Source organism: Clostridia bacterium, from assembly GCA_035561135.1.
Classification (GTDB): domain Bacteria; phylum Acidobacteriota; class Terriglobia; order Terriglobales; family Acidobacteriaceae; genus DATMYA01.
This window is the reverse complement of record DATMYA010000048.1, coordinates 1-25,560: the sequence shown is the minus strand read 5'-3', so window position 1 is coordinate 25,560 and position 25,560 is coordinate 1. Positions and strand designations below refer to the sequence as shown.

General features: G+C 57.9%; 24 protein-coding genes. 22 read left to right on the top strand and 2 right to left on the bottom strand.

Annotation, left to right across the window (positions count from 1 at the left end; all coding sequences use genetic code 11):
* Position 1: 1 nt before the first annotated feature.
* From VN622_09290 to trxA, 8 genes are all read left to right on the top strand, one after another.
* Positions 2-1,768, top strand: a complete 1,767-nt coding sequence (locus VN622_09290) for a DUF2207 domain-containing protein (protein HWR36048.1) — start codon at positions 2-4, stop codon at positions 1,766-1,768.
* 410 nt (positions 1,769-2,178) lie between these two features.
* A complete protein-coding gene (locus VN622_09285; protein HWR36047.1) occupies positions 2,179-2,751 on the top strand; it encodes a hypothetical protein in 573 nt (190 codons plus the stop codon).
* Positions 2,744-3,169, top strand: coding sequence for a phage holin family protein (locus VN622_09280; GenBank protein HWR36046.1), 426 nt, complete (start codon positions 2,744-2,746; stop codon positions 3,167-3,169). Before VN622_09285 ends, VN622_09280 begins: the two co-directional genes overlap by 8 nt.
* The gene (locus VN622_09275) at positions 3,166-3,381 is read left to right on the top strand and encodes a hypothetical protein (GenBank protein HWR36045.1); all 216 of its coding nucleotides are present in this window, start codon (positions 3,166-3,168) and stop codon (positions 3,379-3,381) included. The genes VN622_09280 and VN622_09275 overlap by 4 nt, the downstream gene beginning before the upstream one ends.
* Positions 3,382-3,596: 215 nt before the next feature.
* Entirely contained in the window at positions 3,597-3,935 is a 339-nt protein-coding gene (locus tag VN622_09270; GenBank protein ID HWR36044.1) for a PilZ domain-containing protein, read from the top strand.
* Positions 3,932-4,597 (top strand): response regulator transcription factor, encoded by a 666-nt coding sequence (locus VN622_09265; GenBank protein ID HWR36043.1) that lies wholly within the window; start codon positions 3,932-3,934, stop codon positions 4,595-4,597. Before VN622_09270 ends, VN622_09265 begins: the two co-directional genes overlap by 4 nt.
* Positions 4,598-4,745: 148 nt before the next feature.
* Positions 4,746-5,102 carry a hypothetical protein gene (locus tag VN622_09260; GenBank protein HWR36042.1) on the top strand — a complete coding sequence of 119 codons (357 nt, stop codon included), beginning with the start codon at positions 4,746-4,748 and terminating at the stop codon, positions 5,100-5,102.
* 428 nt (positions 5,103-5,530) lie between these two features.
* On the top strand, positions 5,531-5,863 hold the full coding sequence (trxA, locus tag VN622_09255; protein ID HWR36041.1) for a thioredoxin: 333 nt from the start codon (positions 5,531-5,533) through the stop codon (positions 5,861-5,863).
* 100 nt (positions 5,864-5,963) lie between these two features.
* Here the strand turns inward: trxA and lexA are convergent, their stop codons facing one another.
* Complete coding sequence (gene lexA / locus VN622_09250; GenBank protein HWR36040.1) at positions 5,964-6,578, bottom strand: transcriptional repressor LexA; 615 nt, start codon at positions 6,576-6,578, stop codon at positions 5,964-5,966.
* Positions 6,579-6,975: 397 nt separating this feature from the next.
* Here lexA and VN622_09245 point away from each other — a divergent pair, with 397 nt between their 5' ends.
* The 10 genes from VN622_09245 (at position 6,976) to VN622_09200 (ending at position 19,043) form a co-directional block, all read left to right on the top strand.
* The gene (locus VN622_09245; GenBank protein HWR36039.1) at positions 6,976-8,496 is read left to right on the top strand and encodes a glycoside hydrolase family 27 protein; all 1,521 of its coding nucleotides are present in this window, start codon (positions 6,976-6,978) and stop codon (positions 8,494-8,496) included.
* Positions 8,497-8,743: 247 nt separating this feature from the next.
* Entirely contained in the window at positions 8,744-11,311 is a 2,568-nt protein-coding gene (locus tag VN622_09240; GenBank protein ID HWR36038.1) for a diguanylate cyclase, read from the top strand.
* A gap of 111 nt (positions 11,312-11,422) precedes the next feature.
* A complete protein-coding gene (locus VN622_09235; protein ID HWR36037.1) occupies positions 11,423-12,874 on the top strand; it encodes an AMP-binding protein in 1,452 nt (483 codons plus the stop codon).
* Positions 12,875-13,601: 727 nt separating this feature from the next.
* A complete protein-coding gene (locus tag VN622_09230; GenBank protein ID HWR36036.1) occupies positions 13,602-14,804 on the top strand; it encodes an acetyl-CoA C-acetyltransferase in 1,203 nt (400 codons plus the stop codon).
* Between the two features lie 35 nt (positions 14,805-14,839).
* Positions 14,840-15,205: a hypothetical protein gene (locus tag VN622_09225; GenBank protein ID HWR36035.1), complete on the top strand. Its 366-nt coding sequence runs from the start codon at positions 14,840-14,842 to the stop codon at positions 15,203-15,205.
* 77 nt (positions 15,206-15,282) lie between these two features.
* Positions 15,283-16,203: a 3-hydroxyacyl-CoA dehydrogenase family protein gene (locus tag VN622_09220; protein ID HWR36034.1), complete on the top strand. Its 921-nt coding sequence runs from the start codon at positions 15,283-15,285 to the stop codon at positions 16,201-16,203.
* Between the two features lie 96 nt (positions 16,204-16,299).
* Positions 16,300-17,103 (top strand): enoyl-CoA hydratase-related protein, encoded by an 804-nt coding sequence (locus tag VN622_09215; GenBank protein ID HWR36033.1) that lies wholly within the window; start codon positions 16,300-16,302, stop codon positions 17,101-17,103.
* 647 nt (positions 17,104-17,750) lie between these two features.
* Positions 17,751-18,263 (top strand): 6,7-dimethyl-8-ribityllumazine synthase, encoded by a 513-nt coding sequence (gene ribE / locus VN622_09210; protein HWR36032.1) that lies wholly within the window; start codon positions 17,751-17,753, stop codon positions 18,261-18,263.
* Positions 18,264-18,305: 42 nt separating this feature from the next.
* Entirely contained in the window at positions 18,306-18,725 is a 420-nt protein-coding gene (nusB, locus tag VN622_09205; GenBank protein HWR36031.1) for a transcription antitermination factor NusB, read from the top strand.
* A 42-nt stretch (positions 18,726-18,767) separates the two neighbouring features.
* Positions 18,768-19,043: a hypothetical protein gene (locus VN622_09200; protein ID HWR36030.1), complete on the top strand. Its 276-nt coding sequence runs from the start codon at positions 18,768-18,770 to the stop codon at positions 19,041-19,043.
* 177 nt (positions 19,044-19,220) lie between these two features.
* Here VN622_09200 and VN622_09195 read toward each other — a convergent pair whose 3' ends face one another.
* Positions 19,221-21,269, bottom strand: coding sequence for a hypothetical protein (locus tag VN622_09195; GenBank protein HWR36029.1), 2,049 nt, complete (start codon positions 21,267-21,269; stop codon positions 19,221-19,223).
* Positions 21,270-22,210: 941 nt separating this feature from the next.
* On the opposite strand from VN622_09195, the gene rpsL reads away from it, so the two are divergent.
* From rpsL to VN622_09175, 4 genes are all read left to right on the top strand, one after another.
* On the top strand, positions 22,211-22,585 hold the full coding sequence (rpsL, locus tag VN622_09190) for a 30S ribosomal protein S12 (GenBank protein ID HWR36028.1): 375 nt from the start codon (positions 22,211-22,213) through the stop codon (positions 22,583-22,585).
* A gap of 22 nt (positions 22,586-22,607) precedes the next feature.
* Positions 22,608-23,078, top strand: coding sequence for a 30S ribosomal protein S7 (gene rpsG, locus VN622_09185; GenBank protein ID HWR36027.1), 471 nt, complete (start codon positions 22,608-22,610; stop codon positions 23,076-23,078).
* 154 nt (positions 23,079-23,232) lie between these two features.
* Complete coding sequence (gene fusA / locus VN622_09180) at positions 23,233-25,332, top strand: elongation factor G (GenBank protein HWR36026.1); 2,100 nt, start codon at positions 23,233-23,235, stop codon at positions 25,330-25,332.
* Positions 25,333-25,422: 90 nt separating this feature from the next.
* Positions 25,423-25,560, top strand: a 138-nt coding sequence (locus tag VN622_09175) for a GTP-binding protein (protein HWR36025.1), incomplete at its 3' end; no start/stop codon positions are given.

The window sequence follows — 25,560 nt, the reverse complement described above, 5'->3', positions numbered from 1 at the left end:
TATGCAGAGAATCTGGCGGGCGCAGCGTCTGGCGCGTTGTGTCACAGTCGTTCTACTGCTCTTCCTGCTACTCCTGGCTGTGCCTGCACACGCCAGGAGTTGGCGCGTTGCAAGTTTCCACAGCACCATCGCCGTGATGCCGGACGGCACCATGGTCGTCAATGAAAAGATCAACCTGGTATTCATTGGCTCGTGGAACGGCATCCACCGCTTCGTCCCCATCCAGTATCCCGGCCCACGCAGCACCAACTACACGCTCTTCCTCGACATTCGTGGCGTTACAGACGAAGCGGGGAACAAGCTCAAGTACGAGAGCGGAATCAAGGGCGCGTATCGCGATCTCAAGATTTACATTCCCGGAGCTATCGACACGAATCGCGCGGTGCAGATTTCCTATACCGTGCGAAACGGTATCCGATACTTCGAGGATCACGACGAACTCTATTGGAATGTAACGGGCAATGACTGGCCCGTGCCGATCGACAACGCGTCCGCATTTGTCTCCTTCTCTGAGAACGCTACGGGCAGTCTGCGCGCGCAGTCCTTCACTGGCGTGTATGGGTCCACGGAAGGCGCTGCCACGTCTATAGTGCAGGGGCGTAACGTCGCCTTCGAGACCACAAATCCGCTACCCATGCGCGGCGGACTGACCATCAATGTGTTTCTGCCGAAGGGGATAATTGCGCAGCCAAGCGCATTCACAACCTTCATCTGGTTCGTAGAAAGCAACCTGATCGTGTTGCTGCCGCTGTTTGCCTTCGTCGTGATGTTCACGATGTGGTGGTACAAGGGACGCGATCCGGAGTCAGGCCTATCCGTCGCGCCGATGTATGAGCCGCCAAAGCAGATGTCTCCGGCGGAGGTGGGCTCGCTCATTGACGATTCCGTCGATCCTCGAGACATCACATCCACCCTGGTCGATCTCGCGGTGCGCGGATTTTTGAAGATCGAGGAGACGACCGATAAGGGCCTGTTCTTCAACAGCCGCGACTACATTTTCCATCTGGTGAAACCGCGTGCGGAGTGGACGGGACTGGCGGCACATGAGCACGAAGTTTTGGACAAGATGTTTTCCGGAGGCGGCGAGAGTACGACCCTCTCCAGCCTGAAGAACCGCTTCTATACAGCGATTCCGACCATCAAGACGAACATCCTTTCGGCACTCAAGCAGAAAGGAATGTACTCTGTGGACCCGGACGGTGCGAATGCATACCGGTTGGTAGCGATTCTGCTGATCGCGACGCCGTTCATATTGGCGCAGGTTCTTGGACTAGCGCAGTTCTTCCAGGCACCGGGTATTGCCATCGTCTCGATCATGCTTGCTTTGATCATCGTCTTCCTGATTGGACGGTTGATGACGGCGAAGACACTGCGCGGCGTTCGCACCGTGGTAGAGATCCAGGGCTTCAAGGAGTTCATGACGCGAGTGGACGAGGATCGCCTGAAGCGCATGCCACCGGATACGTTCGAAAAGTTCCTGCCATACGCAATGGCGCTCGGAGTCGAGAAGCATTGGGCGCAGGCGTTCCAGGGTCTTATCAAGGATCCTCCGAGTTGGTACGTGGGACCGGGCGGCTACTATCCGGGCGCCTTCAATCCGATCTTCTTCGCGCATTCCATGCACACGATGTCTAACTCTACGTACGAAGCATTCGTGGCGGCTCCGCGTGCAAGCTCGACGGGTTCTGGATTTTCCGGCGGAGGCTTCAGCTCTGGCGGCGGGTTCTCCGGCGGCGGTTTCGGTGGAGGCGGCGGGTCAGCGTTCTAGGAACCTTGTTCCTGCGCAGAAGATCAGAAATGGAAAGGCGCTCGATTTAGTTGAGCGCCTTTTCACTGCTGCCAAACACTTAGAACACGCGTCATGGTTAGCGTAGCGCCGTTCCTGGGGCGTGCGGTCGAACCACCTTCTGGTTTCGCCGCACACGAAACGCAAGGTGTCTCCACTTCGGGCCTTCGGTGCTCCGGTCGACATGACGCAATAAGCCAACCATTTACACCCGCGACACGACTCCATTTCAACCGCAACTCGCGGCTCACGACTACCAGCCAGTACGCTGTCCCGCAACTCGTGTTTTTGTGCATTGCTTCAAACATCCTGTGCATATCGAACATCCCACTTGTGGGATCCATTCAAACGAACTTGCATTGTGGGTACTCTCCCACGCTGAAAGGGAAGTTATGGCTAAACCGCTGCCAGATTGGGAAGATCGGGATTTCGCGCCCTCGACCTTGCCGGAGAATGGAGAACTGACGTATCCGGAGCCTGTGGCGCAAGAGGCTGTCATGCCGCCCGCATTGCCTGGGACTCCGCCCGCCTACCAGGCTCAGGATCGCGCCTTGCCTGGATCACGATCAAGTTCGCGACTCAACTCCGCGGCGGAGAGCATCGGCGGCACGCTTGGTTTGGTGCGTAAGTTGCCCCGGAAAATGAAGTCGCGCCTTCGTATTGTCGGCGGGCGTGACAGTGCGGCAGGCGTTGCGCGCGGCCCAGGGGAAAGTGCGCCTGAGTGGGAGGATGCGGCGGTGGAGACTCTGAAAGAAGCCGCCACCGGCACCATGGTCGAAGTACGCGAAACGGCGGCGCAGCGGTTGCGGCAGTGGTCGGTCGTAACACGCAGGCAGGTCCTCAACGCCCGCCGTCGTGCCGCATATTACGCCGACAACTATCCGGTGCAGACGATTTCCGCATTCACCGGACTGGCGTTCTGCGCCGGGTTTGTTTTGAGGGTTTGGAGGTCAAACAGTGACTAACGGCAGTGTGCATAACGGAGGCAGATCTTTCGCCGAATTGCTGACGGAATTCAAAGAAGAACTCAAGGAATTTGCGAACACAAGATTCCAGATGCTCCGCGCGGAGCTAACGGAAAAGGCGGGTGCCTGGAAAGCCGCAGTCCCCATGCTGGCAATCTGTGGGGTGCTGCTGCTGTTCGCATTCATGCTCCTCACGGGAGCTCTCGTGGCGCTGATTGCGTTGGCCTTTGCGAATCACCCGTGGGCGTACGCGCTCTCGTTCGCCATCGTTGGCGTGATCTACTTGCTGGCGGGTGGGGCGGCAGGAGCTTACGGCTATCGGACAATTAAGGCCAACGGCATGGCGCCGGAGCGCACGATGCGCATCTTGAAACAGGATCAGGTCTGGTTGCAGACGGAGGCGAGGACTCAGTTATGACAAATGCACTTCCCGCTGATGTTCTGGAGCAGCGTGCGGCGGAGCAGCGTCGCCGCATACACAACTCGGTCGTAGAGCTTCGCAGCACCGTGCGCGATAAACTTGATGTCAAACGAAATGCCCGCGAGCACCTGTGGCCGGCTGTCGGTGTTCTCTCGTCCGTCGGTTTGATGATGGGATATCGTTTCGCAGGGGCATTCGTGCGCCATTGATGCATCGAGTTCTGTAAGGTTTGTCTTCCCCCGCCGACACCGATCGCTGGCGGGGGTTTTGTTTTTATGAACCGAGATGTGAAACACAGGTGGAACTCCGGGCTAGGTATAGCGCATGTTTCCATGGTATGTTCCGATATCAAGCTGGACACGCGGCCTTCCCCCAGAAAGTATTCCGGCCAACGCCGGACGCGTCCGATTTTTCAGAGGACTCTGTGGCAGATGCTAGAACGGCAAAACGGTTCCCACTGACGTTGCCGATACGGTTTGAGGATCCAGACCGTGGGCTGCGACTGGTAGGGGAGACCGACAATTTAAGCGGGTCCGGCGTGCACATATTGCTGGCGGCGGAGCTAAAGATAGGTTCGGACGTCGAGTTTGACATGACCATACCGGCGGCTGCGATCGGTACATCGAAAGATGTTGTAGTTCACTGTCGTGGCCGCGTTGTGCGCAATGACCATGGCGAAGAGAGCGAACCCAAACCGGGCGTCGCATGCGTAATCGACACGTACGAGTTTCTGCGTGCCGTGGAGGATTCAGGGAAACAATGATGCTCAAGATCATCTTGGCTGACAACCAGGCGATTTTCCGAGCCGGCATCGCCAAAGTGCTTGCCGTCGAAGACGATTTTCGTGTTGTTGCGCAGGCACAGTCGGTGGAACAGATGACCATGGCTGTGGAGAAATTCAGAGCCGCTGTCTTGGTGTTCTCGGCAGGATTCCTGGCCAATCTGGAAACTCTGGTCACCGCTGCCAGACAGGCGAACACGCGCCTGATCGTGCTTGCGGAAAATGGCGAGAAGGCCGAGCGTTACCTGACGGTTGGCGTGCAGGGCGTTTTGTTCCGGAATGTCAGCGGAACGACGCTCGTGGAATGCGTCCGGCGTGTCGCCCGAGGTGAAACGTTTGTACAGGACTCCCGGAATGTGGCGGCGGCCGCCGATACCGATGACTTTGTCGGGGCGCGTGTCCGCGACCGCTTGACCAGCAAGGAACTGCGTATCGTCGCATTGATCGTGCAAGGCTTCAAGAACAAGGAAATCGCGGTACAGCTCGGTACCACCGAGCAGGTCATCAAGAATTATCTCCGTAATGTGTACGACAAGATTGGCGTTTCAGACCGGCTGGAACTGGCGCTGTTCACCATCCACCATCGAATCCTGGCAGAAGCAGCGGCCGCAACCGCGACCAACGCGAGTCAGCAAACCGCATAACTTCGCTACCCGGATCCGCTTATAATCTCCCTCGCTGACGGCGGGGGATTTGTTTTGCTGCTGGGGTAGCCGTCTGTAAGCTGAACAGCATCTAAGTTGACATCTTTATTTCTTACATCAAGCAGCCTGCTGTTCACGGAGGCAAGGCATGAAACACTTTGGCAGGGTGGAACGTATTTTCGCGTCGGTTCTGATTGTCGCGATGATGTTGATGCTGGCAGCGTGTCCGCAGCAGAAATCCATTGCAGATATTCTGCGAGATCCGGCGCGTTACACGGATCGGGATGTGGCTATCAAGGGCACGGTCGTCCAATCCTTCGGTGCACTTGGCACCGGAATCTACGAAGTCGACGATGGCACGGGCAAGATGTGGGTCTTCAGCGACAAGTACGGCGTGCCGTCAAAGGGAACGAGGGTTGGCGTCGCAGGCAAGATTTCGCCAACTGCGACCTTTGCTGGCCGCAGCTTTGCTACTGTGATGCGCGAGAGCGAGCGGCGCCGCTAGCCGCAAGCCGTATTGAACTGGATTGTTGCGCCTTATGATCTCCGGTGAATGAATAGATCGGCGATTACCCGCGGTTACCTGGAAATTACTTCGGTGATATTTACAGGGCAGCCGGCTTGCTCCATTATTTGCCTCGTCGTATGGCAGCTCTGGGGGAGGGCTGCCAAAAGCGAAGCGTCCGGGATGATAGTCCAGGACGCTTTTAGTTTGAGCCTTTTGTGTTGTCGCTGCCAATATTTTCAGCGGCCTGCCAGGGAATACGTCATGGGTTTGCTCCCGAAACTGTACTGCACCACGAACCCTGAGTCGCAGCGACCCTCGCAGCATCCAATGTAGTGATAGGATAAACGGTTCTGTGGAGTGGCCTAGGTTCGCAACGTACCTGACCAGCCATAAGGAAATATCCGCGAAATCGAATTGGAGGAAGAATGGCAAGCGACGCAATCATGGAAATAACCGACGCTAACTTTGACCAGTTGGTGCTGAAATCGGACGAGCCGGTGATAATCGATTTCTGGGCCGTCTGGTGTGGTCCTTGTCGCGCATTGGCGCCAATCGTGGACGACGTGGCGAAGAGTTACCAAGGCCGTGTAAAGGTAGGCAAGATGGACGTTGACAAGAATCCGGGCACGCCGCAGCGCTATGCCGTGCGCGGTATCCCGACGCTGCTAATTTTCAAGGGTGGCCAGGTTCGGGAGCAGATCGTTGGCTATGTGCCGAAAGAGACGATCGAAAAGGCGATCGAAAAGAACCTCGTCTAAGGAAATTTGGACGGAGTTACACGTGGCAAGAGTTCGATAAAGCCCGGCCTGTGGGAAGCCGGGCTTTTCTGTGTCAGGAGTTCAGCGCCAACGCTCGATCTTAATACTTGCGCAGCACGCCGATCACGCGGCCTTGTATTTGGACGTTCGCGGCCGGGACCATGATGGGCTGCATCGTCGCATTCGAGGGCTGCAAGCGCACCATGTCGCCTTCGCTATAAAATCTTTTTAGGGTTGTTTCTGAGGTGTTTACCAGTGCGACGACGATTTCGCCGTTGCGCGCCGTCGCGGTTTTCTCGACCAGTACATAGTCTCCATCTACGATGTGCTCGTCCTGCATGGATTCCCCTGCGACCTCGAGCACGAACACGTCTCTGGAGCGCGTGAAATCGGAGAAGCAAATGGTTTCAGGCGTTTCGAGTTGTTCGACAGGACGGCCTGCAGCAATGCGTCCTACAAGGGGAAGGCTGGTCGAAGCCGCCATCTCGGTTCTTCTCCGCCCCTTTTGTGCGACGATGTCGATCGAGCGGCTGCGATTGTAGTCGCGCCGGAGCAACCCCTTAGCTTCCAGGTTGCTGATGTGCTTGTGGACAGTCGCAAGCGAGCTGAGCCCAAGGCCGATACCGATTTCCTCGAACGAAGGCGAGTAGCCCTGGTTCTGTACGAAGTCGGCGATGAAGTCATAGACTTGGCGCTGGCGTCGCGTAAGTGCCATTGCTCACCTCTGCCCCGCGCACATTGCGGGTACACGTTTGCTGACGCCTCGGCATCGCAATATGTGCGCCAATTTTCAGCGAATAAAAGGCGAATGTCAATAGGCAACTCAGTTAGCTACTGAGCTACTAAGCTGCTGAGTCGCTAAAGCTACTGAGCTACTAAGCCGAATTGCGTTGTCCTCCTGAGCGCAGCGACGAAGTCGCGGAGTCGAAGGACCCCTACGATCATCGCTAACTCGGCGAAAGGGATCCTTCGATCCTTCGACTCGGGCTTGCGCCCTCGCTCAGGAGGACACGGGTTACGTCTCAGCGACTCAGCAGCTCCTGGCATTCCGGTCAGCATGACGAGAGCCGCCCGGTGCCGCTGGGTATTTCATCAGCTACGGCAGTCAAGGTATGATTGCCACAATCATGAATACCCGATTGGTGCGCTTTTTCCCGCTTCTGTTATTGGCCGTTGCCTGTTCGGCAGCGGATTTAACTGGTAACTGGGCTATTACGCCCCCGAACGCAGAGGGCGCCAAGAAGCTATATTTCAAACTAAAGCAGGAAGGTTCGAATGTCACAGGCACGATTCGAACCGAACACGTCTATTACTTCGTCAAGGAGTCTTCACCGGGTCCTGAAGATACGACCAATCTGATCGCCAGTATGATCGATAACGGCAATGAGCGATTTATTCAGTATCAGGTAAAGCGCGTTGGTGATGATCTGCACATCATTTACCCTCGCAGACGCCCCAATGCCCCAGTTAGGGCAACCGTCGCAAAGCGAGTTCCTGATAGCGAGGGCGCCTACCCGGCTCGACTGCCGATTCCAGCTAAGCTGCGTCAAGTCCCCTATAACGGACTTGCTAAAACGCCGCCAATGGGCTGGAACAGTTGGAACAAATTTGGCGCAGCCATTGATGACGCGACGATACGCGCTATGGCCGATCTTATGGCGAGCAACGGCATGAAAGAAGCCGGATATCAGTACATCAACATCGACGACGGCTGGGCCTCGGTACGCGATGCCAAAGGCGAAATAGTTCCGAACAAAAAGTTCCCGGACATGAAAGCCCTAGCCGACTACGTCCACAGCAAGGGCTTGAAGCTTGGTATCTACTCTTCGCCCGGCCCGGATACGTGCGCCGGTTACGAAGGCAGCTACGGGCATGAAGAGCAAGATGCCGCAACATTTGCGAAGTGGGGCGTCGACGCACTGAAATACGACTGGTGCGGCGCTATCAACATCTATACTAGCGACGAAATGCAGGCCGTTTACCAGAAAATGGGCGAAGCCCTGCTCGCGACCAAACGACCCATTCTTTACAGCCTGTGCCAGTATGGCCGTGCGGAAGTCTGGAAGTGGGGGCCGGAGGTAGGCGGCAATCTGTGGCGCACCACCGGCGACATTACCGATACATGGGAGTCCATGAAAGGGATTGGCGACCGGCAGAATTCTCTGGCGCAGTTTGCAGCTCCGGGACACTGGAACGATCCCGATATGCTGGAGATCGGCAACGGTGGCATGACCGATACCGAATACCGTACTCACATGAGTTGGTGGGCAATGCTGGCCGCTCCGCTGCTTGCGGGCAACGATCTTCGTAAGATGACGCCGGAGACTCTCGCTATTCTTACCAATCGCGATATCATTGCCATCGATCAGGACAAGGCTGGCAAACAGGGCGCCCGAATCCTGCGGACCGGCAATCTTGAAGTCTGGCTACGTGAGTTGGACGGCGGCGAGCGCGCTATTGCCATCTTCAACTTCGGCCCGGAGCAGGGCAGCGTCAACGTGAAATGGGCTGACCTGCGGATCGCAAAACCCGTTAAGGGACGCGACCTCTGGCTGCAAAAAGACCTTACTTTTGGTGACGCGCTTACCGCAACGGTCCCGAGCCACGGCACCGTTATGTGGCGAGTAAAGTAAAATAAAGCAGAACAACTGATTAAATAACGCGTCCGCTTCGGCGGGCGCGTTTTTGCGCTCCGGGAGCGCGTCGAATACTCTCAGGAGGAGACCGCTGAATACCGTGACTCAGCAGCTCAGCGACTTAGCAGTTTAGCGACTAAGTCGCTCCAGGCAGAGGTTCTCCCAACGGTACATCACCCAATGAACGATTGCTGCTCTAGAGCTAATCTGCATACAATGCGAAAGCGCCTCGCATCTGCTTACCATGACGGACATCTCTAAACGACTCGACAAGGCCGACAAGTACCTTCAGAAGGGGAAGCTTGACCTCGCGCTCGAGGAGTACCTGGAGGCTCTTCAAGAAGACCCGCACAACGATGCGGTTCGGCAGAGTGCGGCCGATCTCTGTCTCTCCGTCGGGCGCACGTCGGACGCTGCGGGACTGCTCTCGGAGCTATTCGACAGGCAGGTGGCGAGTAACGATTTAGGTAAAGCCGGGATCACTTACAAAAAGCTTGCTCGCCTGGCCGCGCCGACCACAGACCAGACTTTTCACTACGCACAACTGATTGAGAAGAGCAGCGTTCGCGATGCGATTGAAGCTTTCGCGCACGCCGTGAAAGGTTTCGCGGACGCCGGACGCAAGCAGGATTCCTTTGCGGCCCTGAACCGGTTGGTTGCGCTCGATGCTTCTCTTGAACATCTTCGCGCCAAGGCTGAGATGGCGGCCCAGTTAGGCGAGGCGAAACTGGCGGCGTCGACTTATGTGCAGCTTGGCGTCGCGCTCGAGAAGGCCGACAATAATCCGGCTGACGCCTATGAGCGCGCGCACAAACTGGACCCTGAAAATCCGGGCGCTTCGCTCGGTCACGCATTATGCCTGGTGAAGGACGGCCGCGCAGAGGTGGCTGTTCGTCTGCTGGAGCCACTGGCAAACTATCCTTCCGCGCCTGCCGAGGCGCGGGAAGCCTACGCTCTGGCCCTGGTCGCAATCAACCGGATCTCCGATGCAGAGCCATTCTTGTGGGAGATGTTTGAGCGCGACGCGAAGTTCCTGCCCCACATCTGCCGCTTAATCGGCGCGTTGGTCGACGAGGACAGGGCCGAGAGAGCCCTTGCTGCAGCGCGCAAATTAGAGGAGCACCAGAGACGTGCCGGCATGCGTCGCGAGTTCGTCAACCAGATGAAAGAGGTTGGTGAGCGGCACGGAAAGAACACGCAGTTTGTCGAATACCTGGTTGAGCTATACAACTCTTCGAATCGCGAACACGACTACTGCGCTGCTCTCCTCCAGTTGTTCGAACTGCACTATGCCGCTGGGAATTTTTTGAAGGCCTCCGACTGCCTGGATCGGGCGGGGGAGGTGGACCCATACGAAACGGGCCACCAACGACGCCTTGAGATGCTGCGCGGCAAAATCGAAAGAAATCGCTTCAACGCTCTGGCGAGCCGCTTTGCGTCCGTGCTGAAGACGGAAGCCGAAGCGGACAATTCGCAACCGGTGCAGGAGAGCGAATCGACTGTGCTCGAAGACCTGATACTGCAGGCGGAACTTTTCCTTCAGTATTCCATGCGGTCGAAGGCCATGGAGCGGATTGAAAGAATATTCAGTCTCTTCCCGCGCGAGGAGGAAAAATCTGACAAGCTGCGGCAGCTCTATTTGAACGCGGGCTTTGTCCCCAGGTACACCGACGGCAGCGCAGCAGTCAGCAGCGGAGTCCCCGCGATCGCGCACCAGCCTGTGGCAAGTCCGCAGGCCGCCGCCGACGAGAATGCCGTCGAGAACATCTCTCGGGTTACTGACATTACACGCAACATCTATCGGCAGGCGAACGTGAAAGGTGTTCTGTTCGCGGCCGTGAACGATGTGGGACGGCACTGGTCGGCCAGTCGCTGCGTGGCGGGACTCTGCACTCCCGGCAAGCCACCGTCTGCGGCTATGGAGTACTGCGCTCCCGGTATCAAGCAGAGCGATGTCAGGGGCATCGTCAAACTGATCACGACCGTTCAGAAGCTTTGCGTGCCGCACGGTGCGGCAATGATTATGAATGCGGCGCACGCGCCGGAACTGGCGTCGATACGAGCTGTCGTAACAGCTTTGGGAATCGACTCGCTTCTGGCAGTGCCGCTGGTGGACGCCGACGAGCATCAGGGCGTGCTCATCCTGGAGCAGTGCGGCGGGCAACGCGACTGGCGCGAGACGGACATCATGGTTCTCCGCACAATTGCCGACCAGATGGTGTTGGCAGTGAATAATTCGCGCCTGCGCAGCCTGGTCAAGACGCTGGCCGTGACCGACGAAAAATCAGGGCTCCTGAAGCGCTCTTCCTATCTCGACGTGCTGCTCTCCGAGGTGCAGCGAGGCATGCAGCAGGCGTCGGCGACGACGTTAATTCTTCTGGAGTTCGGCAAGGCTTCGGCGATGGTGCGCGAGTTTGGCGAGGCAGCAGTCGAAGCCATGATGCAGCAGATTGGGCTGGTTATTTCTTCACACATTCGCCAGAACGATGTCGCCGTGCGTTATGACCTGACGCGGGTCGCGGTCATTCTGGCGGACACGAATGACGAGAACGCCTTCTTCGTGGTGGATAAGTTGCGCAAGGCGCTGGAAGCGGTTCGAACACCTGGTAAAGAGACGCAGCCCAGCATCACCGCCGGCATTGCCGAAGCCGTCATGCAGCCATCGTATGATCCGGTGGATGTGGTCACAGAGGTGATAAACCGAGTCGAGTGGGCACTGGATGCCGCACGCGCCGACGGCGGCAATGTTGCACGTTCGCTGGCGTCCTCCATGGAATCAACCGCCGCCGACGGGCTGCCGCAAATCTGGTAAACACAACTCCGCTTCCTGCACCTTAGGTCGAACGTGCTACTATTTGACCCCGGCGTGGTGCCATTCACGCCATATTTCTCGCCATTCGGCGACAGGCGAAGACCTTTCCCTATGAGCAGCGCAGTCGTTTCGGCATTTCGTAAAGTCGCGTCGCAAGTCCCAGACCGGGCGGCCCTCATCGCCAACGAGCAGACCACCACGTACTCGCAACTGGAGAGGCGTGCGGCCGCAGCCGCGGCTAAGATCGCGGAGACAGTCAAGGGCAACACGGTTGCTTTGTTGCTGCCGAACAACGCCGATTTTGCGCCGCTGTTCCTGGGCGCTCTCTGGGCCGGCAAAACCGTCGCCGTTATGCCGACGCTTGCCCCGCCGCCATTGTTGAAGTTGATGGCGGCCGAAGCACGCGCTGATGTGGTAATCACCACCGAGGAGTTTGTGCCGCGCCTCATCGAAGTGCAGCTTCATTGCTGGATCGCCGACGCCAGTGGTGAGGCCGACCCCGCAGCGGTCCCCATGCGCGAACTGGCCACCGAGACCGCAGTTCTGCTCTACACGTCCGGTACTACAGGGCGGCCGAAGGCGGTTGCGCTGAGCGAGCGCAACATCATGGAAAACGCCGAAGGGTGTCGCCTTGCCACAGGCTTCGATGGCAAACAGGTGATGCTCGCCATCCTGCCCCTGTTCCATGCTTATGGCTTGACCGTGACACTGCTGCTGCCGCTCATCTCGGGCGCGACGGTGCTGATCCCCGACCGGTTTGTACCGCGTGCGATTCTGCAATCGATCGAGAAGTACAAGGTGACCTGCCTGGTCGCCGTACCTAGCCAGTATCGGCTGCTCGCGAAAGATCCGACTACGGTGGATACGAGTTCGCTGTGGCTCTGCATCGCCGGAGCGGAGCGTTTGCCGGAGCACGTGGCGCAAGAGTTCGAGGAGCGCTTCAACCACGTCGTCGTGCAGGGTTACGGCGCGACGGAAATTTCTCCTGTCGTTTCGTTGAACATGCCGGAGGCGAATCGCTTCGGGTCCGTTGGCAATCCGCTTCCGAACCTCAAGGTGACGATCTGCGACGAGAGCGACCACGTACTCGCGCCGAACGAGGTAGGAGAGGTTTGCGTCGAAGGCTCGGCCGTTATGTTGGGCTACAACAACGATCCCGAGGCCACTTCGCGCAAGATATGCAATGGCGTCCTGCACACGGGCGACAAGGGTTTCATCGACAATGACGGCTACCTGTACCTCGTGGGTCGCGCCGACGACCTGGTAAAGGTCAGCGGCGAGAAGGTTTATCCCGCCGAGGTCGAAACCGCGCTGGAGACCATAGAAGGCGTGGACGAAGCTGCCGTTGTCGCGCTGCCGGACGAGAAGCACGGTGCGCGCCTTCACGCGTTTGTGCAGCCGCTACCGGGCGCTGCGCTGAACGAAATGGAACTCAGGGCAGCGTGCCGCGAATTCATGGAACCATTCAAGATTCCGCGCAGCTTCGCCTTCGTCGATCAGTTACCGAGAACCGTGACCGGCAAAACGGACAAGAGGTCGCTTGCAGTCACGGCCGCCGGGTAAGGTCAACGCAGAGAATGCAGGCGCGGAGAAGACAGCTTCTCTCAGATGCTCGACAAGACGATTCAGGGATATATGTCATGGTGAGCGTAGCGCCGTCTTTTTGGGCGCGTAGTCGAACCACCTTGTGTTTCCGCCGCACACGAAACACAAGGTGTCTCCACTTCGCGCCTTCGGCGCTCCGGTCACATGACGCTTTAGTTTGTAGCAATCTGAGGCGTAAAGAAGATAGGTTTTTCGCCCACGTTCGCAATGCCCCTTTCTTTTTCAAACCCGCTCCCGTTCCGGAGTATGATTTTTGGTTCGTAGCGGAGGACGTTATGGCCGGCACTCATCTGAGCACCACCCCGATGGATAACCCCGCGTGTCCGAGCTGCGGATCGAACAAGAATGTGGTTCGAATGGCGAGCTCCCTCACTCCCTTTGAACGTCCCGACACGAGCATGGACCCTGGCCGCTGGTATTGCCAAAAGTGCTCGCATGACTTTGAACCGGAAATCGAAGACGAAGCCTGAGACGCGGCCGGAAATTGGGCCTGAAATAGTGCGACAGCTTCCGCCCAAGAAACCGCGGTGCGAAGCGCGTTAGCATGTTGGTGTTTGCCGCCGCTGACTCGCCGCTGATAGACTTTTCATCTTGTGGGGTGTCGCTTCCGCGCTGGGGTGCGTGAGCTTCGCCAATAGTTCGTTCCGTAACTGCAAAAATCCAATTTGTTCTAAGTTCAGGACGCATGCTGAAACCGACGGACATCGCCATTGTGAGCGGCGTGCGTACGCCGATGGGGCGCTACTGCGGCAAGCTACGCGACTTCACTGCCATGGAACTGGCCGCGGTCGCGGCTCAGGAAGCCATCAAGCGTTCGGGCGTGGACGCCAATGATTTCGACCACGCCATCTTCGGCAACGCGCAACAGACTTCAGGCGACGCCCTTTACGGCGCGCGTCATGTTGCTTTGCGCGCGGGCCTGCCAATCGAAACCCCGGCGCTGACCGTGAACCGTCTGTGCGGTTCGGGGATGCAGGCCATCGTCTCTGGCGCACAACTGATCCAACTCGGGGAGGCGAAGACGGTGCTCGCCGGCGGCATGGAATCCATGTCACAGGCGCCGCATGTTATTCGCGGAATGCGCTGGGGCGTTGGACTAGGCGAAGGCAAGCTGGAAGATTCGCTGATGGTCGCGCTGCTGGATACCTACTGCGGCCTGTACATGGCGAATACCGCCGAACTCTATGCCGAGCAGCACGGAATCACGCGCGAGGCCATGGATGAGTTCGCGCTGCGTTCGCAGAAGCGTGCCGGCGATGCGCAGCAGGCGTGCCGACTGGGCGAGGAAATCACTCCTGTCGCGCTGAAAAATCGCAAGGGCGAGCCAACGGGTGAACTCTTCGACAAGGACGACCATCTCCGCCCCGACACCACTATGGAAACTCTTGCGAAGCTTCGGCCTGCATTCGGCAAGAACGGTACCGTTACGGCCGGAAACGCCAGCGGCATCGTAGATGGCGGCGCGGCCGTGGTGCTGATGTCCGTGGATGACGCGCAGAAGCGAGGCCTCGCCCCGACGGGCCGCATCGTGAGCTGGGGCATTGCAGGTGTCGAACCGAAGATTATGGGCTCCGGCCCAGTGCCCGCTTCGAAGCTGGCACTGGCGAAAGCCGGCCTGAAGCTCGATGACATCGACTTGATTGAGGTGAATGAGGCTTTTGCCGCGCAGTATCTCGCGGTCGAAAAAGAGCTCGGGCTCGATCGCGAGAAGGTCAACGTGAACGGCGGAGCCATCGCGCTCGGACATCCGTTAGGGGCGACCGGCACGCGCCTGGTCATCACGTTGCTCTACGAGTTGCGGCGTCGAAAGGCGAAGTACGGTTTGGCGACTGCATGTATCGGCGGTGGCCAGGGCATCGCGATGATCGTTGAAAACCTGCAAAGGTAGATACAATCCCACACCGGACAGATGGAGGCACCAGAGTGCTGAGAGCGATTGTGGCTGTGGTGGTTGGATACCTGATATTTGCCGTTGCCGCTGTGACGCTGTTCGCGGCCCTCGGACGCGACCCGCACGGCGCGGCTGCGCCGGCCTTCATGATTGGCAGCACCTTATACGGAATGATTTTTGCCGGCGTGGGCGGCTTCGCAGCCGTTGCTATAGCGCGAACGCTGCGAGTGGCATATGCGCTGACGGGCATCATCGCGCTTGGTGCCGTCGTATCCATGTTCGGTAGTAACGCGTCTGGGCAAAACTGGTCTCAACTTGCGGCTCTGTTGCTGATGGCGCCGATGGCGTCAGTTTGTGGAGCGCTTCGCGTACGCTCTGCCGCACACGCCAGTAACTAAGGGCCGTGCTCCTCGATCTCTCAGAATCCGCTTCAACCCGCGTGGTCCGCGGCTATTCTTCATGACAAGGAAGAACAATGGAAATTAAGAAAGTCGGCATACTCGGTTGTGGACTGATGGGTTCCGGTATCGCACAAGTCGCGGCGATGGCGGGCTTCGATGTGACGGTGCTCGAGACCGAACAGCGCTTCCTCGACAAAGGCTTTGGCAACATCGAGAAGTCGCTCGCGAAATTCGCCGAGAAGGGCACGCTCAAAGAGTCGGCTGAAACCGTGCGCGCACGTCTGAAGGGTACGATGAACGCCGAGGATCTCGCCGAGTGCGACATCGTCGTCGAAGCGATTATCGAGAACCCAGGTGAGAAGAAAGAGATGTTCGCCCGGCTCGACAAGATCGTGAAGAAGAGCGCAATTTTCGCGACCAATACATCGTCGATCTCGGTGACAGAGGTAATGACGGCGACGGCTCGTCCCGAGCGCTTCATTGGGCTGCACTTCTTCAACCCCGTGCCACTGATGAAACTAGTCGAAGTCGTTCGCACGATTGCCACCGACGACCAGGTCTTTGAGACAGCTTTCTCGTTCGGGCAACGGCTCGGCAAAGTTCCCGTTCGCACTAGCGACAAAACCGGGTTCATCGTGAACCGCCTGCTGGTGCCTTATCTTCTCGACGCCATTCGCGCCTACGAAGAGGGTGTCGGCTCCATTGCCGACATCGACCTCGCAATGAAGCTCGGCTGCGGGCATCCCATGGGGCCCTTCACTCTGCTCGATTTCGTCGGCCTCGATACGACCTACTACATCACCCATGTCATGTTCGACGAATTCAAGGAGCGGCGGTTCGCGTCGCCTCCGCTGCTCAAGCGCATGGTGATGGCCGGCTGGTTCGGCAAGAAAAGCGGCAAAGGATTTTATGACTGGAGCAATCCGGAGAAGCCTGAACCGCAGGATGCCGCTTTGAGAAGTGGCGGAGCCTTGCAAAGAGCGACTGGTGCGTAGGTCGATCGCGACTACGCCCAGTGCGGTGCCGAAACGATCGTGGCTGTTTGCTGCCTTCCAATGAGTGCAATTTTGAATAGCCAGACAGGAGTTCCAATGTCTTCATCTCCGCAAGCTTGGCAGTTCGAGAACATCAAATTCGACAAGCGCAGGCAGATCGCGTACGTCACCATCTCTCGTCCGAAGGTTCTCAACGCGCTCAACACGGCAACCATGGCCGAGCTTGGCCGCGCCTTCGAAATGGTTAAGGCCGACACCGATATCCGTGCCGTCATCCTGACGGGCGAGGGCGAGAAGGCTTTCATCGCCGGAGCCGATATCAATGAACTCGCGACGCAGGGCGCCGTGGAAGGCAAGGAGTACGCCAGCCGCGGTCAGGCCGTGCTCGACCTCATCGAGAACTGCGGAAAGCCGGTGATCGCCTGCATCAACGGATTCGCGCTCGGCGGTGGATGCGAAGTGGCTTTGGCGTGCACCATGCGCCTCGCCAGTGAGAACGCGAAGCTTGGCCAGCCCGAAGTGAAGCTGGGCATCATTCCCGGATATGGCGGTTCGCAACGCTTGCCTCGACTCATCGGCAAAGGGCTTGCGCAACACATCCTGCTCACCGGAGATGTGATCTCGGCGCAGGAGGCTCTGCGTATCGGCCTCGTCAATGAGGTTGTGCCGCAAGCTGAGTTGATCGCTCGCGCTGAGGCCATCGCGCAGAAGATCATTGCCAACGCGCCGCTCGCGATTCAGTACGTCATCGAGGCCGTCAACAAGGGCATGGAGATGTCCTTGCAAGAAGGCTTGTTTCTGGAAGCATCGCTATTCGGCCTGTGCTGCGCAACCGAGGACAAGAACGAGGGCACCCAAGCTTTTCTCAATAAGCGCACGCCGGAGTTCAAAGGCGAGTGAACCAGTTGTCGGTTGTCAGTTGCCGGTTGCCGGCCGCCAGTTGTCGCCAGTATGGTGGGCAGTAGTGATAGTGGAAAGTTTAGTGAAGCGGAAGTGTGTCGTGATGAATGTTGCTTTTGTGCAGCGCGAGACTGAAGGCGCGCATTATCCTGCGAACGACACCGGGAACGAACAAGTGTTTCACTGACACCCGACAAGTGGTTGGGTTCAATACGCCAACCGCAACTGCTTCAAACACTGGCAACCGGAACTGACAACTGACAACTGACAACTCAGAACCGTTCCTGTAGGATGAGGGTTTCTCACTGAGATTGGCGGTTTGCTGCATGATCAAGTCCTTTCATCGCCTCTTCGTCGTAAAGACCGACGCGGATTATGAGGCGCTCAAGCAATTCTTCTCAGCTCTTGGCCTCGCGCATGGCGAAGCCTGGGATGGTCGTCGTAGCCGGGGTATCAAGCTGGACGCGCCCGAGGCTGGCGTCGAGATTGGCATGGGCGAAGGTTTCCCCAATGCCGACTTGGTCGTGGAAGCGGACAGCGCAGACGCCGTGTACCAGGTCGCACAGCAGCGCGGCTTCAAGGTGCTGGACGAGATTTCTGATGCCGACTGGGGCGCGCGCATGTTCACGCTTGCGGTGCCAAATGGGATGGGAACGCTCGCCGTTTTCTCGTATAACGACGACTGGCGAAACCAGAGCATTGAAGGCAAGCTCGAAGCTTCGGGCAAGAAGTTCGCGCTCGTCGTAGCGCGTTTCAATTCGTTCATTACGGAGCGCCTGCTTGCCGGCGCGCTTCAGGCGTTGCGCCAAACCGGTGCCAGGAACGAGGATATTCATATCGTGCGCGTGCCGGGTGCGTTTGAGATTCCGGTTGCGGCGCGCAATCTGGCACAGACCGGAACATATGACGCAATTGTGTGTCTCGGCTGCCTTCTTCGTGGCGGCACGTTGCACTATGAGGTGATCGCGAACGAAGTGACGCGCGGCATGGGTCAGGCATCGCAGGAGACGGGAGTGCCCATGGGCTTTGGCGTGCTAACGTGCGACACGCTGGAACAGGCCATCGAACGTGCCGGCCTGAAGGCCGGCAACAAGGGATATGAGGCTGCGCTCGCTGCCGTCGAGATGGCTTCGCTGAAGCAGCAAGTGGACAAGAAATAGAAATTGGTAGAAGTTTTTATTGCAAGATTCTGATTGGGGTTTATGGGCACTCGTAGAAAGTCGCGTGAGCTGGCTTTGCAGATGCTGTTCCAGTCCGACATGGGACGGCAGACTTCAGAGCAGGTAATGAAGACGTTTTGGGCAGAACGCAACGACCTGGAGGACAGCGTCAAGGGCTTTGCCGAAGATTTGTTCCGGCTGGCAATCGAGCGCGCGGGAGAGATCGACAAACTGATTGAGGGTCATGCCGAACATTGGCGCATGGACCGCATGGCGGCTGTCGATCGTAACATTCTGCGGGCGAGTGTGGCGGAGTTCATCGGGTTTCCGAAGACGCCAAAACCCGTGGTCATTAACGAAGCGCTGGAGATTGCGCGCAGATTCTCCAGCCCGGAGTCGGTGCAGTTCATCAATGGAGTGCTGGACAGCGTAGCGCGCGACCTGGAGCCGGCCAAGAAGTAGTACATCAACGTCATTTTTCATTTTGATTCGAATACGGATCAGATGGGCTTACAAGTAATGGAATGGTCTGAAGAAGCGAACGAGATTGCGAGAGAATTGCTAAGGCAGCTGCCGGCTGGCGTGCGCGATGCAGTGCGCGAAGCAGCTTTCGCACGCGCCGAATCCCTGGCCGAAGACGAGGGAGAAGACGAGATCTCGATGGAGTCAGCGGTGCTGGCCTTCATCGAGTGCACCCCGGAAGAGTGGCGTGATCGCCTGAAAGATACGCTGGCGTATCACGGGCTCGATCCAGAGGATTACGACCGTACCTCTTCCTGATCGCACTCTCGCCAGAACAGAAACATTAGCTGGCCCTCGCGCGCGAGGGCCTTTGCTTTTGGTTGCGAATGGGTTAGTTGGTCACAGTCATCAGTGGAACGAAAACTAAGGGCGCGGAAGAGGTGCTCTTCCGCGCCCTCGTTGAACGTTTAGCTAATTTGGCAAAACAGTCAGTGCCTACTTGTTGCGCATTGCGACCAGATCGGGCACTGCCGCCGTGTTATCAGCCTTTGTGAGGCCCACGATTATCTGTTGCACATCGGCCAGCGTCGCCACGTCGATGCGGTGCAGCGTTCCGTCCTTCGCGCCGACGTAGAGCGTCTTGCCGTCGAGCGTTACGCCTTGCGTGTAAGACTCCGCTGCGCCCGCCGCCAGCGTAATCGTCTTCGCCGTTTTTGCTGACAAGTCATAGGAGAGCAACTTCGCGCTGTCATTGGTGATGAAGGCAAACTTGCTATCCGGCGTGACGAGCAACTGCCGTGCGGAGACGCTACCGCCGAGCAGGTCCACCGTGTTGCTGCTTTCTGTCAGCGTAGGAGGGCAGGTCTGCGTCGCGTTTACGCTCGAGACATGCACAATGTTTGGCGAGTCGTATGCCAGAACGCCATCGCCATTCGGGATGGCAGCGACAAGCGTGGGATTCGCAGCCGTCTGAGTATCGACGACGGTACCGTTACAGGTGGCGCGCGCCTGTATCGCTCCGGGAATTGTCACGTATGCGGCAGGTCCGTTCGCGAGCGAGGCAACGCCGCTCGGCGTGGCTCCAAGGGGCTGGTCGGTCAGGCCGGTGAGCAGGTTCAAGACGTACAACCGATTGTTGCCGACCATAAACAAATAGCGGTTATCCGGGGTGAACTCCGCGGCCTTGATCCCGCCGGGAATGGAGAGCGCCGGACTCACACTACCCTTCGGAACATCGATGAAGGTGACGCTGTTCGCCGCCGCATTGCTGATTACCGCGATGCTGCCATCGTACGAAAAAGCGACCACGCGGCCACTGACGCCCAATGTCTGGACCGTAACCAACGCCGTGTCGAGCAGCATGATCCCGTCAGCGTCCGCTCCCAGAATTCCCTTCGTGCCTTGCCGATTGATCAGGATGGAATTCGGCGCGCGCGGCAGCGTAATCGCGGTTCCCGCCGTATTTGTGGCGACGTCCACCGGGATGAGCTTCGTGCTGCTGGTGCTACCGACATATACCGTGCCCGCAGCCGTGCCGCTGATCGTGGCGATGATTGGATTGCTGAAAACGGGGTCGAGATTGCGATTGCAGGTGGAAGGCACGCAGGAAGCGACCAGCGTGGACGTTCCCGCTGCGTTCGCCGTTGCCGAACCGGTTTGCGGAGTCGCTGATGACGATGTAATCGACATCGCAAACGGTTGCGACGATGACCAGGAAATCGGAACGTTATCCAGCGTCTTGTTTTTTGAATCAATCGCCGTCGCCTCAATGACCTTCGTCGTCGCCTTCTCGACCGTGAACGGCGCTGCGGTCGAGTCTTTCACCGTGATTGCCAGCGAAGCCACCGGGCAAGTTGTGAAGTTGACGCTGGGGCTGTGGTTCGAACTCAGCGCGGCGTATACCGTTGTTCGTCCCGGGATGCCGGCCGTAGCCAAGCCGGATTTTTCGACGGTGTTGTCGATAGTGACGACGTCCAAATCCGTTGAGGTCCAGGTGAATTGTCCGAGCGTTGCAGCGGGCAACTCGCAAGGAACGGTCGCGTTAAGACGCGCACACGCAGCGGCATCTTTGCTGAACGCCTTCGCCGTGAGTTGCTGCGTTTCCTTCGCAGAGATGCAGCCCGCCGGCGGCGGTATCACTGAAACGATGTCCACGTGCTCATGCACAACGCCAGGAACCTTTGTCGAGACGCTCTGGCTTGTAATCGTCACCTCGGCGCTACCGACCGTGGCGGCAGGTGTGCAGACAATGAAATTTGCGTCCCACTTACCGGCGCACACGTTCCCGGCCGTAGAGACGGAGAGAACTTCGGGATTGTTGCTGGTGTAGGAAAATTGCGCGAGGACTTGCGCGTCGCTTGCATCAACGGCCACAGGAGTGAGCTGAACAACATCGCCCTTGTTCATCGACAGAGTCGCGGGCGCGACGGTGACCTTGGCTACCTTGTTGGCCTCAGCGAACTGGCTGCCTCCGCAAGCAACAAGCGAAAGTGCCACCAGAATGATGACGTATGAAACAAAAAGCCTGGATGCAAACCGCTCCATGTATCCTCCCCGCGCAGTGCAGATGACGGCGCGGTACCGCGATTGGGTGGAAAAATCAGTGTAGAGGCTCAGGCATAATTCGGCAAGTTGCGCAGCGCCTTACGCCTTGTAAGCGCAAGGCTTACAACGTCGACCACTACTGAGGGACGGGTTCACTCGAGCCGAGTACAATTTCAGATTGCGGCAGCGCCAACGTCCACCTCTCTGCGTACAGCGCTCGGCGGTGAATGAGTATTGTCCGCCAGTCTTGGCGATTGCGATTGATGTATCTGCCGCGGAACGCGTGATTGGAAGGTGCGTGAAATGCCGATTGTGATCGGCCGGCAGGGAGCGGCCCCGCGAAAAATCGCGCCTGCCGGGATGAGTGGTTGGGCACGAGCGCGGAAAAGCTGTGGTAGAATCCGTTTTGTCAATTGCGAGCCCTGATTTCGTGAGCTCAAGGTTGACGGCCAACTCCTGAGTTGCTATATTTGCTAGGTTCTGCGAGTCAAGTCTTCGTTGACGAGCGTGTGTGTGATCGTTAGCGGTCGGCTTGCCCAAAGCTCTTCTGGCTGAGCTGTCGAGATGTTTGCCCGAGGACGTGTTCGTTTCGTCCGAGATTAGGGCACCCTCGCTGAAACAGATCTGCGCTACCTTCCGCGCTATGCGGAAGGGTATGCAGATCGAGGTCTTCGAAACGGAGTGCTTCCGCGTGAGCGGGTCATAGCGCCACCGTCGCTGGCCAACTCAAGGAAACCCAAGTTCCCCGAAAGCTGTTCTCTGAGCCTGCGGGGAAGTATGGTCAGGCCCCGGCCCAGTCGTCTTTGCGACAAGGGATTTCCGGTTGCCGATCAGTCCCTTATCAAGGGTTGAAGCAGATACGTTACCGCTCTGCGCCGAGCGCAGCGGTGCGACTGCCGCAGGCGTGCGTATGGCCGCCTGCAATACAAGGAGCTGCAAGAGTGCCTACGTTTAATCAACTCGTGCGTAAAGGTCGCAAGGCGCCGCGGTATAAGACGGCTAGTCCCGCGCTGCAGGCGTGTCCGCAGAAGCGTGGTGTTTGCACCCGCGTGTACACGCAGACGCCGAAGAAGCCGAATTCGGCGTTGCGTAAAGTCGCTCGCGTTCGCCTGACCAACAGCATTGAAGTAACGACTTACATTCCCGGCGTCGGCCACAACCTGCAGGAGCACTCGATTGTGCTGATCCGCGGCGGCCGCGTGAAGGATCTGCCTGGCGTCCGCTATCACGTTGTTCGCGGCACGTTGGATTCAGTCGGCGTTGCCAACCGCAAGCAGAGCCGTTCGAAATATGGAGCGAAGCGCCCCAAGGCGTAGCGCGTGAGGTTTTGAGGAAAGCATGCCGAGAAAAGGACACATCTCGAAGCGGGAGCCGATAGCCGATCCGGTTTATGGCTCGACTCTTGTCAATAAGTTCGTGAACTCCATGATGTGGCAGGGCAAGAAGAGCACCGCGCAGGGCATCTTCTACGAAGCCATGGACAAGTTGCAGCAGAAGGGCGGAGACGAAGCCCTCAAGCTGTTCAAGAAGGCGGTTGAGAACTGCAAGCCTCTTCTGGAAGTGAAGACCCGCCGTGTCGGTGGCGCTAACTACCAGGTGCCGGTCGAAGTAAATCCCGATCGTCGCACCTCGTTGGCCATCCGCTGGCTGGTCAGCTATGCGCGCGCGCGTGCCGAAAAGGGCATGGTCGACAAGCTGACGAATGAGTTGCTTGACGCCGCCAATGGCAAAGGCGCGGCGATGAAGAAGAAAGAAGATGTCCACCGTATGGCTGAGGCCAACAAGGCCTTCGCGCACTACCGCTGGTAATTGGTAATCAGCAGGTGGCCTTCTCCGGCGTTCCCGGGGATTGCCGGACGCGACAAACGGGCCGTGTGAGTGGGGCAGCCATCCTCGGCTGCCAATCTGTAAGAAGTGCGCCGTCGAGGGTGCCGGCGAAATGACGAGGGAATAGGTAAGAGTTTTGGCGAGAGAAGTTCCATTAGAACGTTGCAGGAATATCGGCATCATGGCTCACATCGATGCCGGTAAGACCACTACGACCGAGCGCGTCCTGTTCTATACCGGCCGCACACACCGCATTGGTGAAGTGCATGAAGGCACGGCGACGATGGACTGGATGGCGCAGGAGCAGGAGCGCGGCATTACGATTACGTCTGCCGCCACAACCTGCGTCTGGCGTGACATTCGCATTAACATCATCGACACGCCTGGCCACGTGGATTTCACTGCCGAAGTGGAACGTTCTTTGCGCGTGCTGGATGGCGCAGTGGCTGTGTTCGACGCCGTCCACGGCGTGGAGCCGCAGTCGGAGACCGTCTGGCGCCAGGCTGACAAGTATGGCGTTCCGCGTTTCTGCTTCATCAATAAGATGGACAAGATGGGCGCCGATTTTGAGCGCGCCGTTGATACCATCCGTAAGCGCCTTAATGCCCGCCCCATCGCCATTCAGATTCCCATTGGTCAGGAAGATAAGTTCAAAGGCGTCGTCGATCTGTTCTCGATGAAGGCCATTTTATGGCATGACGAGACGATGGGTGCCGAGTACTCGGTGGAGGAGATCCCTGCCGAGTTGAAAAAGAAAGCTGAAAGCTATCACCAATTGTTGATTGAAACCATTGTCGAAAACGATGATGGCGATGAGTTGATGCACAAGTTTATCGACGGCGAAGAGATTTCAGCCCCTGAGCTGAAGACATCGCTGCGTAAGAGCGTGCTCGCGCTCAAGCTGTTCCCGGTTATCTGTGGCACGGCTTTCAAGAACAAGGGCGTTCAGCCTCTGCTCGATGCCGTCATCGACTTCCTTCCTTCGCCGCTGGATGTTCCTCCGGTCGTTGGCAAGAATCCCGAGACCGGTTTGGACGAGACTCGCAGCGCGAACGACAAGGAGCCTTTCGCGGCGCTGGCATTCAAGATCATGACCGATCCGTTCGTCGGTCAGTTGACGTTCATTCGGGTTTACTCCGGACATCTGAAGACCGGCGACAACGTGCTCAATAGCGCCAAGCAGCGCAGTGAGCGTATCGGACGCCTTCTCAAGATGCACGCCAACAAGCGTGAGGAGATCACCGAGATCTTTGCTGGCGATATCTGTGCCTGTGTTGGACTGCGTGGCGTGACCACGGGCGACACGATTTCGACAGAAGAACACCCGATTGTGCTTGAGTCTATCGAGTTCCCGGCTCCGGTGATCCACGTTGCAGTTGAGCCGAAGACCAAGTCCGACCAGGAAAAGATGGGCGTCGCACTGAGCAAGCTGGCGCAGGAAGATCCCACGTTCCGCGTGCACACCGATCCCGACAGCGGCCAGACGATCATCAGCGGCATGGGCGAACTCCATCTGGAGATCATTGTCGACCGCATGATGCGCGAATTTAGCGTTCAGGCGAACGTCGGCAAGCCGCAGGTCGCATATCGCGAAACGATTCGTAAGAAGTCCGACGCGGAAGGCAAGTACATTCGCCAGACGGGCGGCAGCGGTCAGTACGGACATGTGAAGATCCGCCTGGAACCGAACGAGCCTGGCAAGGGATACGAGTTCGTGAACGATGTTGTCGGCGGCACGGTTCCGAAGGAATTCATTAAGCCGATCGATCAGGGTATTCGGGAAGCCATGGAAGGTGGCGTTCTCGCCGGTTACGAAATGGTGGACGTGAAGGCCACGCTGTACGACGGCAGCTACCATGATGTTGACTCGAACGAAATGGCGTTCAAAATCGCCGGTTCGATGGCCTTCAAGGAAGCGGCCCGCAAAGCCAGTCCGGTACTGCTGGAGCCGGTGATGTCGGTTGAAGTGGTGGTACCAGAAGAGTTCATGGGCGCTATCATCGGAGACCTGAATAGCCGCCGCGGCCGTATCGAAGGCATTGAGCATCGCGCCGGATCGCAGGTAATCAAGGCGATGGTGCCGCTGGCCGAGATGTTTGGATACGCAACGAATATGCGCAGTAGCACGCAAGGCCGCGCGACCTACTCGATGCACTTCTCGCGGTACGAAGAAGCGCCACGCTCGGTCGCCGAGGAAATCGTGGCCAAGGTGCAAGGCAAGCCAGTGGGCAGGTAGTGAATTCTCGCCGTCCGTTAGCGCGGGCGGAAGCAGCGAACAACAGCGCAAGTTGCGCTTGCTGAAGAAATCAATAACGGAGCTCGAGCAATGGCGAAAGAGAAATTTGACCGCAGCAAACCGCACGTGAACGTTGGGACGATTGGGCACATTGATCATGGCAAGACGACGCTGACGGCGGCGATCACGAAGGTTCTGGCGAAGCACAACCCGAACATCAAGTTCCGG

Excerpts from the sequence above, each read along its gene's own strand:
- VN622_09290 (HWR36048.1), top strand. The coding sequence starts at position 2 with ATGCAGAGAATCTGGCGGGCGCAGCGTCTGGCGCGTTGTGTCACAGTC.
- VN622_09285 (HWR36047.1), top strand. The coding sequence starts at position 2,179 with ATGGCTAAACCGCTGCCAGATTGGGAAGATCGGGATTTCGCGCCCTCG.
- VN622_09275 (HWR36045.1), top strand. The coding sequence starts at position 3,166 with ATGACAAATGCACTTCCCGCTGATGTTCTGGAGCAGCGTGCGGCGGAG.
- VN622_09265 (HWR36043.1), top strand. The coding sequence starts at position 3,932 with ATGATGCTCAAGATCATCTTGGCTGACAACCAGGCGATTTTCCGAGCC.
- VN622_09260 (HWR36042.1), top strand. The coding sequence starts at position 4,746 with ATGAAACACTTTGGCAGGGTGGAACGTATTTTCGCGTCGGTTCTGATT.
- trxA (HWR36041.1), top strand. The coding sequence starts at position 5,531 with ATGGCAAGCGACGCAATCATGGAAATAACCGACGCTAACTTTGACCAG.
- lexA (HWR36040.1), bottom strand. The coding sequence starts at position 6,578 with ATGGCACTTACGCGACGCCAGCGCCAAGTCTATGACTTCATCGCCGAC.
- VN622_09245 (HWR36039.1), top strand. The coding sequence starts at position 6,976 with ATGATTGCCACAATCATGAATACCCGATTGGTGCGCTTTTTCCCGCTT.
- VN622_09240 (HWR36038.1), top strand. The coding sequence starts at position 8,744 with ATGACGGACATCTCTAAACGACTCGACAAGGCCGACAAGTACCTTCAG.
- VN622_09235 (HWR36037.1), top strand. The coding sequence starts at position 11,423 with ATGAGCAGCGCAGTCGTTTCGGCATTTCGTAAAGTCGCGTCGCAAGTC.
- VN622_09230 (HWR36036.1), top strand. The coding sequence starts at position 13,602 with ATGCTGAAACCGACGGACATCGCCATTGTGAGCGGCGTGCGTACGCCG.
- VN622_09220 (HWR36034.1), top strand. The coding sequence starts at position 15,283 with ATGGAAATTAAGAAAGTCGGCATACTCGGTTGTGGACTGATGGGTTCC.
- VN622_09215 (HWR36033.1), top strand. The coding sequence starts at position 16,300 with ATGTCTTCATCTCCGCAAGCTTGGCAGTTCGAGAACATCAAATTCGAC.
- ribE (HWR36032.1), top strand. The coding sequence starts at position 17,751 with ATGGGAACGCTCGCCGTTTTCTCGTATAACGACGACTGGCGAAACCAG.
- nusB (HWR36031.1), top strand. The coding sequence starts at position 18,306 with ATGGGCACTCGTAGAAAGTCGCGTGAGCTGGCTTTGCAGATGCTGTTC.
- VN622_09200 (HWR36030.1), top strand. The coding sequence starts at position 18,768 with ATGGGCTTACAAGTAATGGAATGGTCTGAAGAAGCGAACGAGATTGCG.
- VN622_09195 (HWR36029.1), bottom strand. The coding sequence starts at position 21,269 with ATGGAGCGGTTTGCATCCAGGCTTTTTGTTTCATACGTCATCATTCTG.
- rpsG (HWR36027.1), top strand. The coding sequence starts at position 22,608 with ATGCCGAGAAAAGGACACATCTCGAAGCGGGAGCCGATAGCCGATCCG.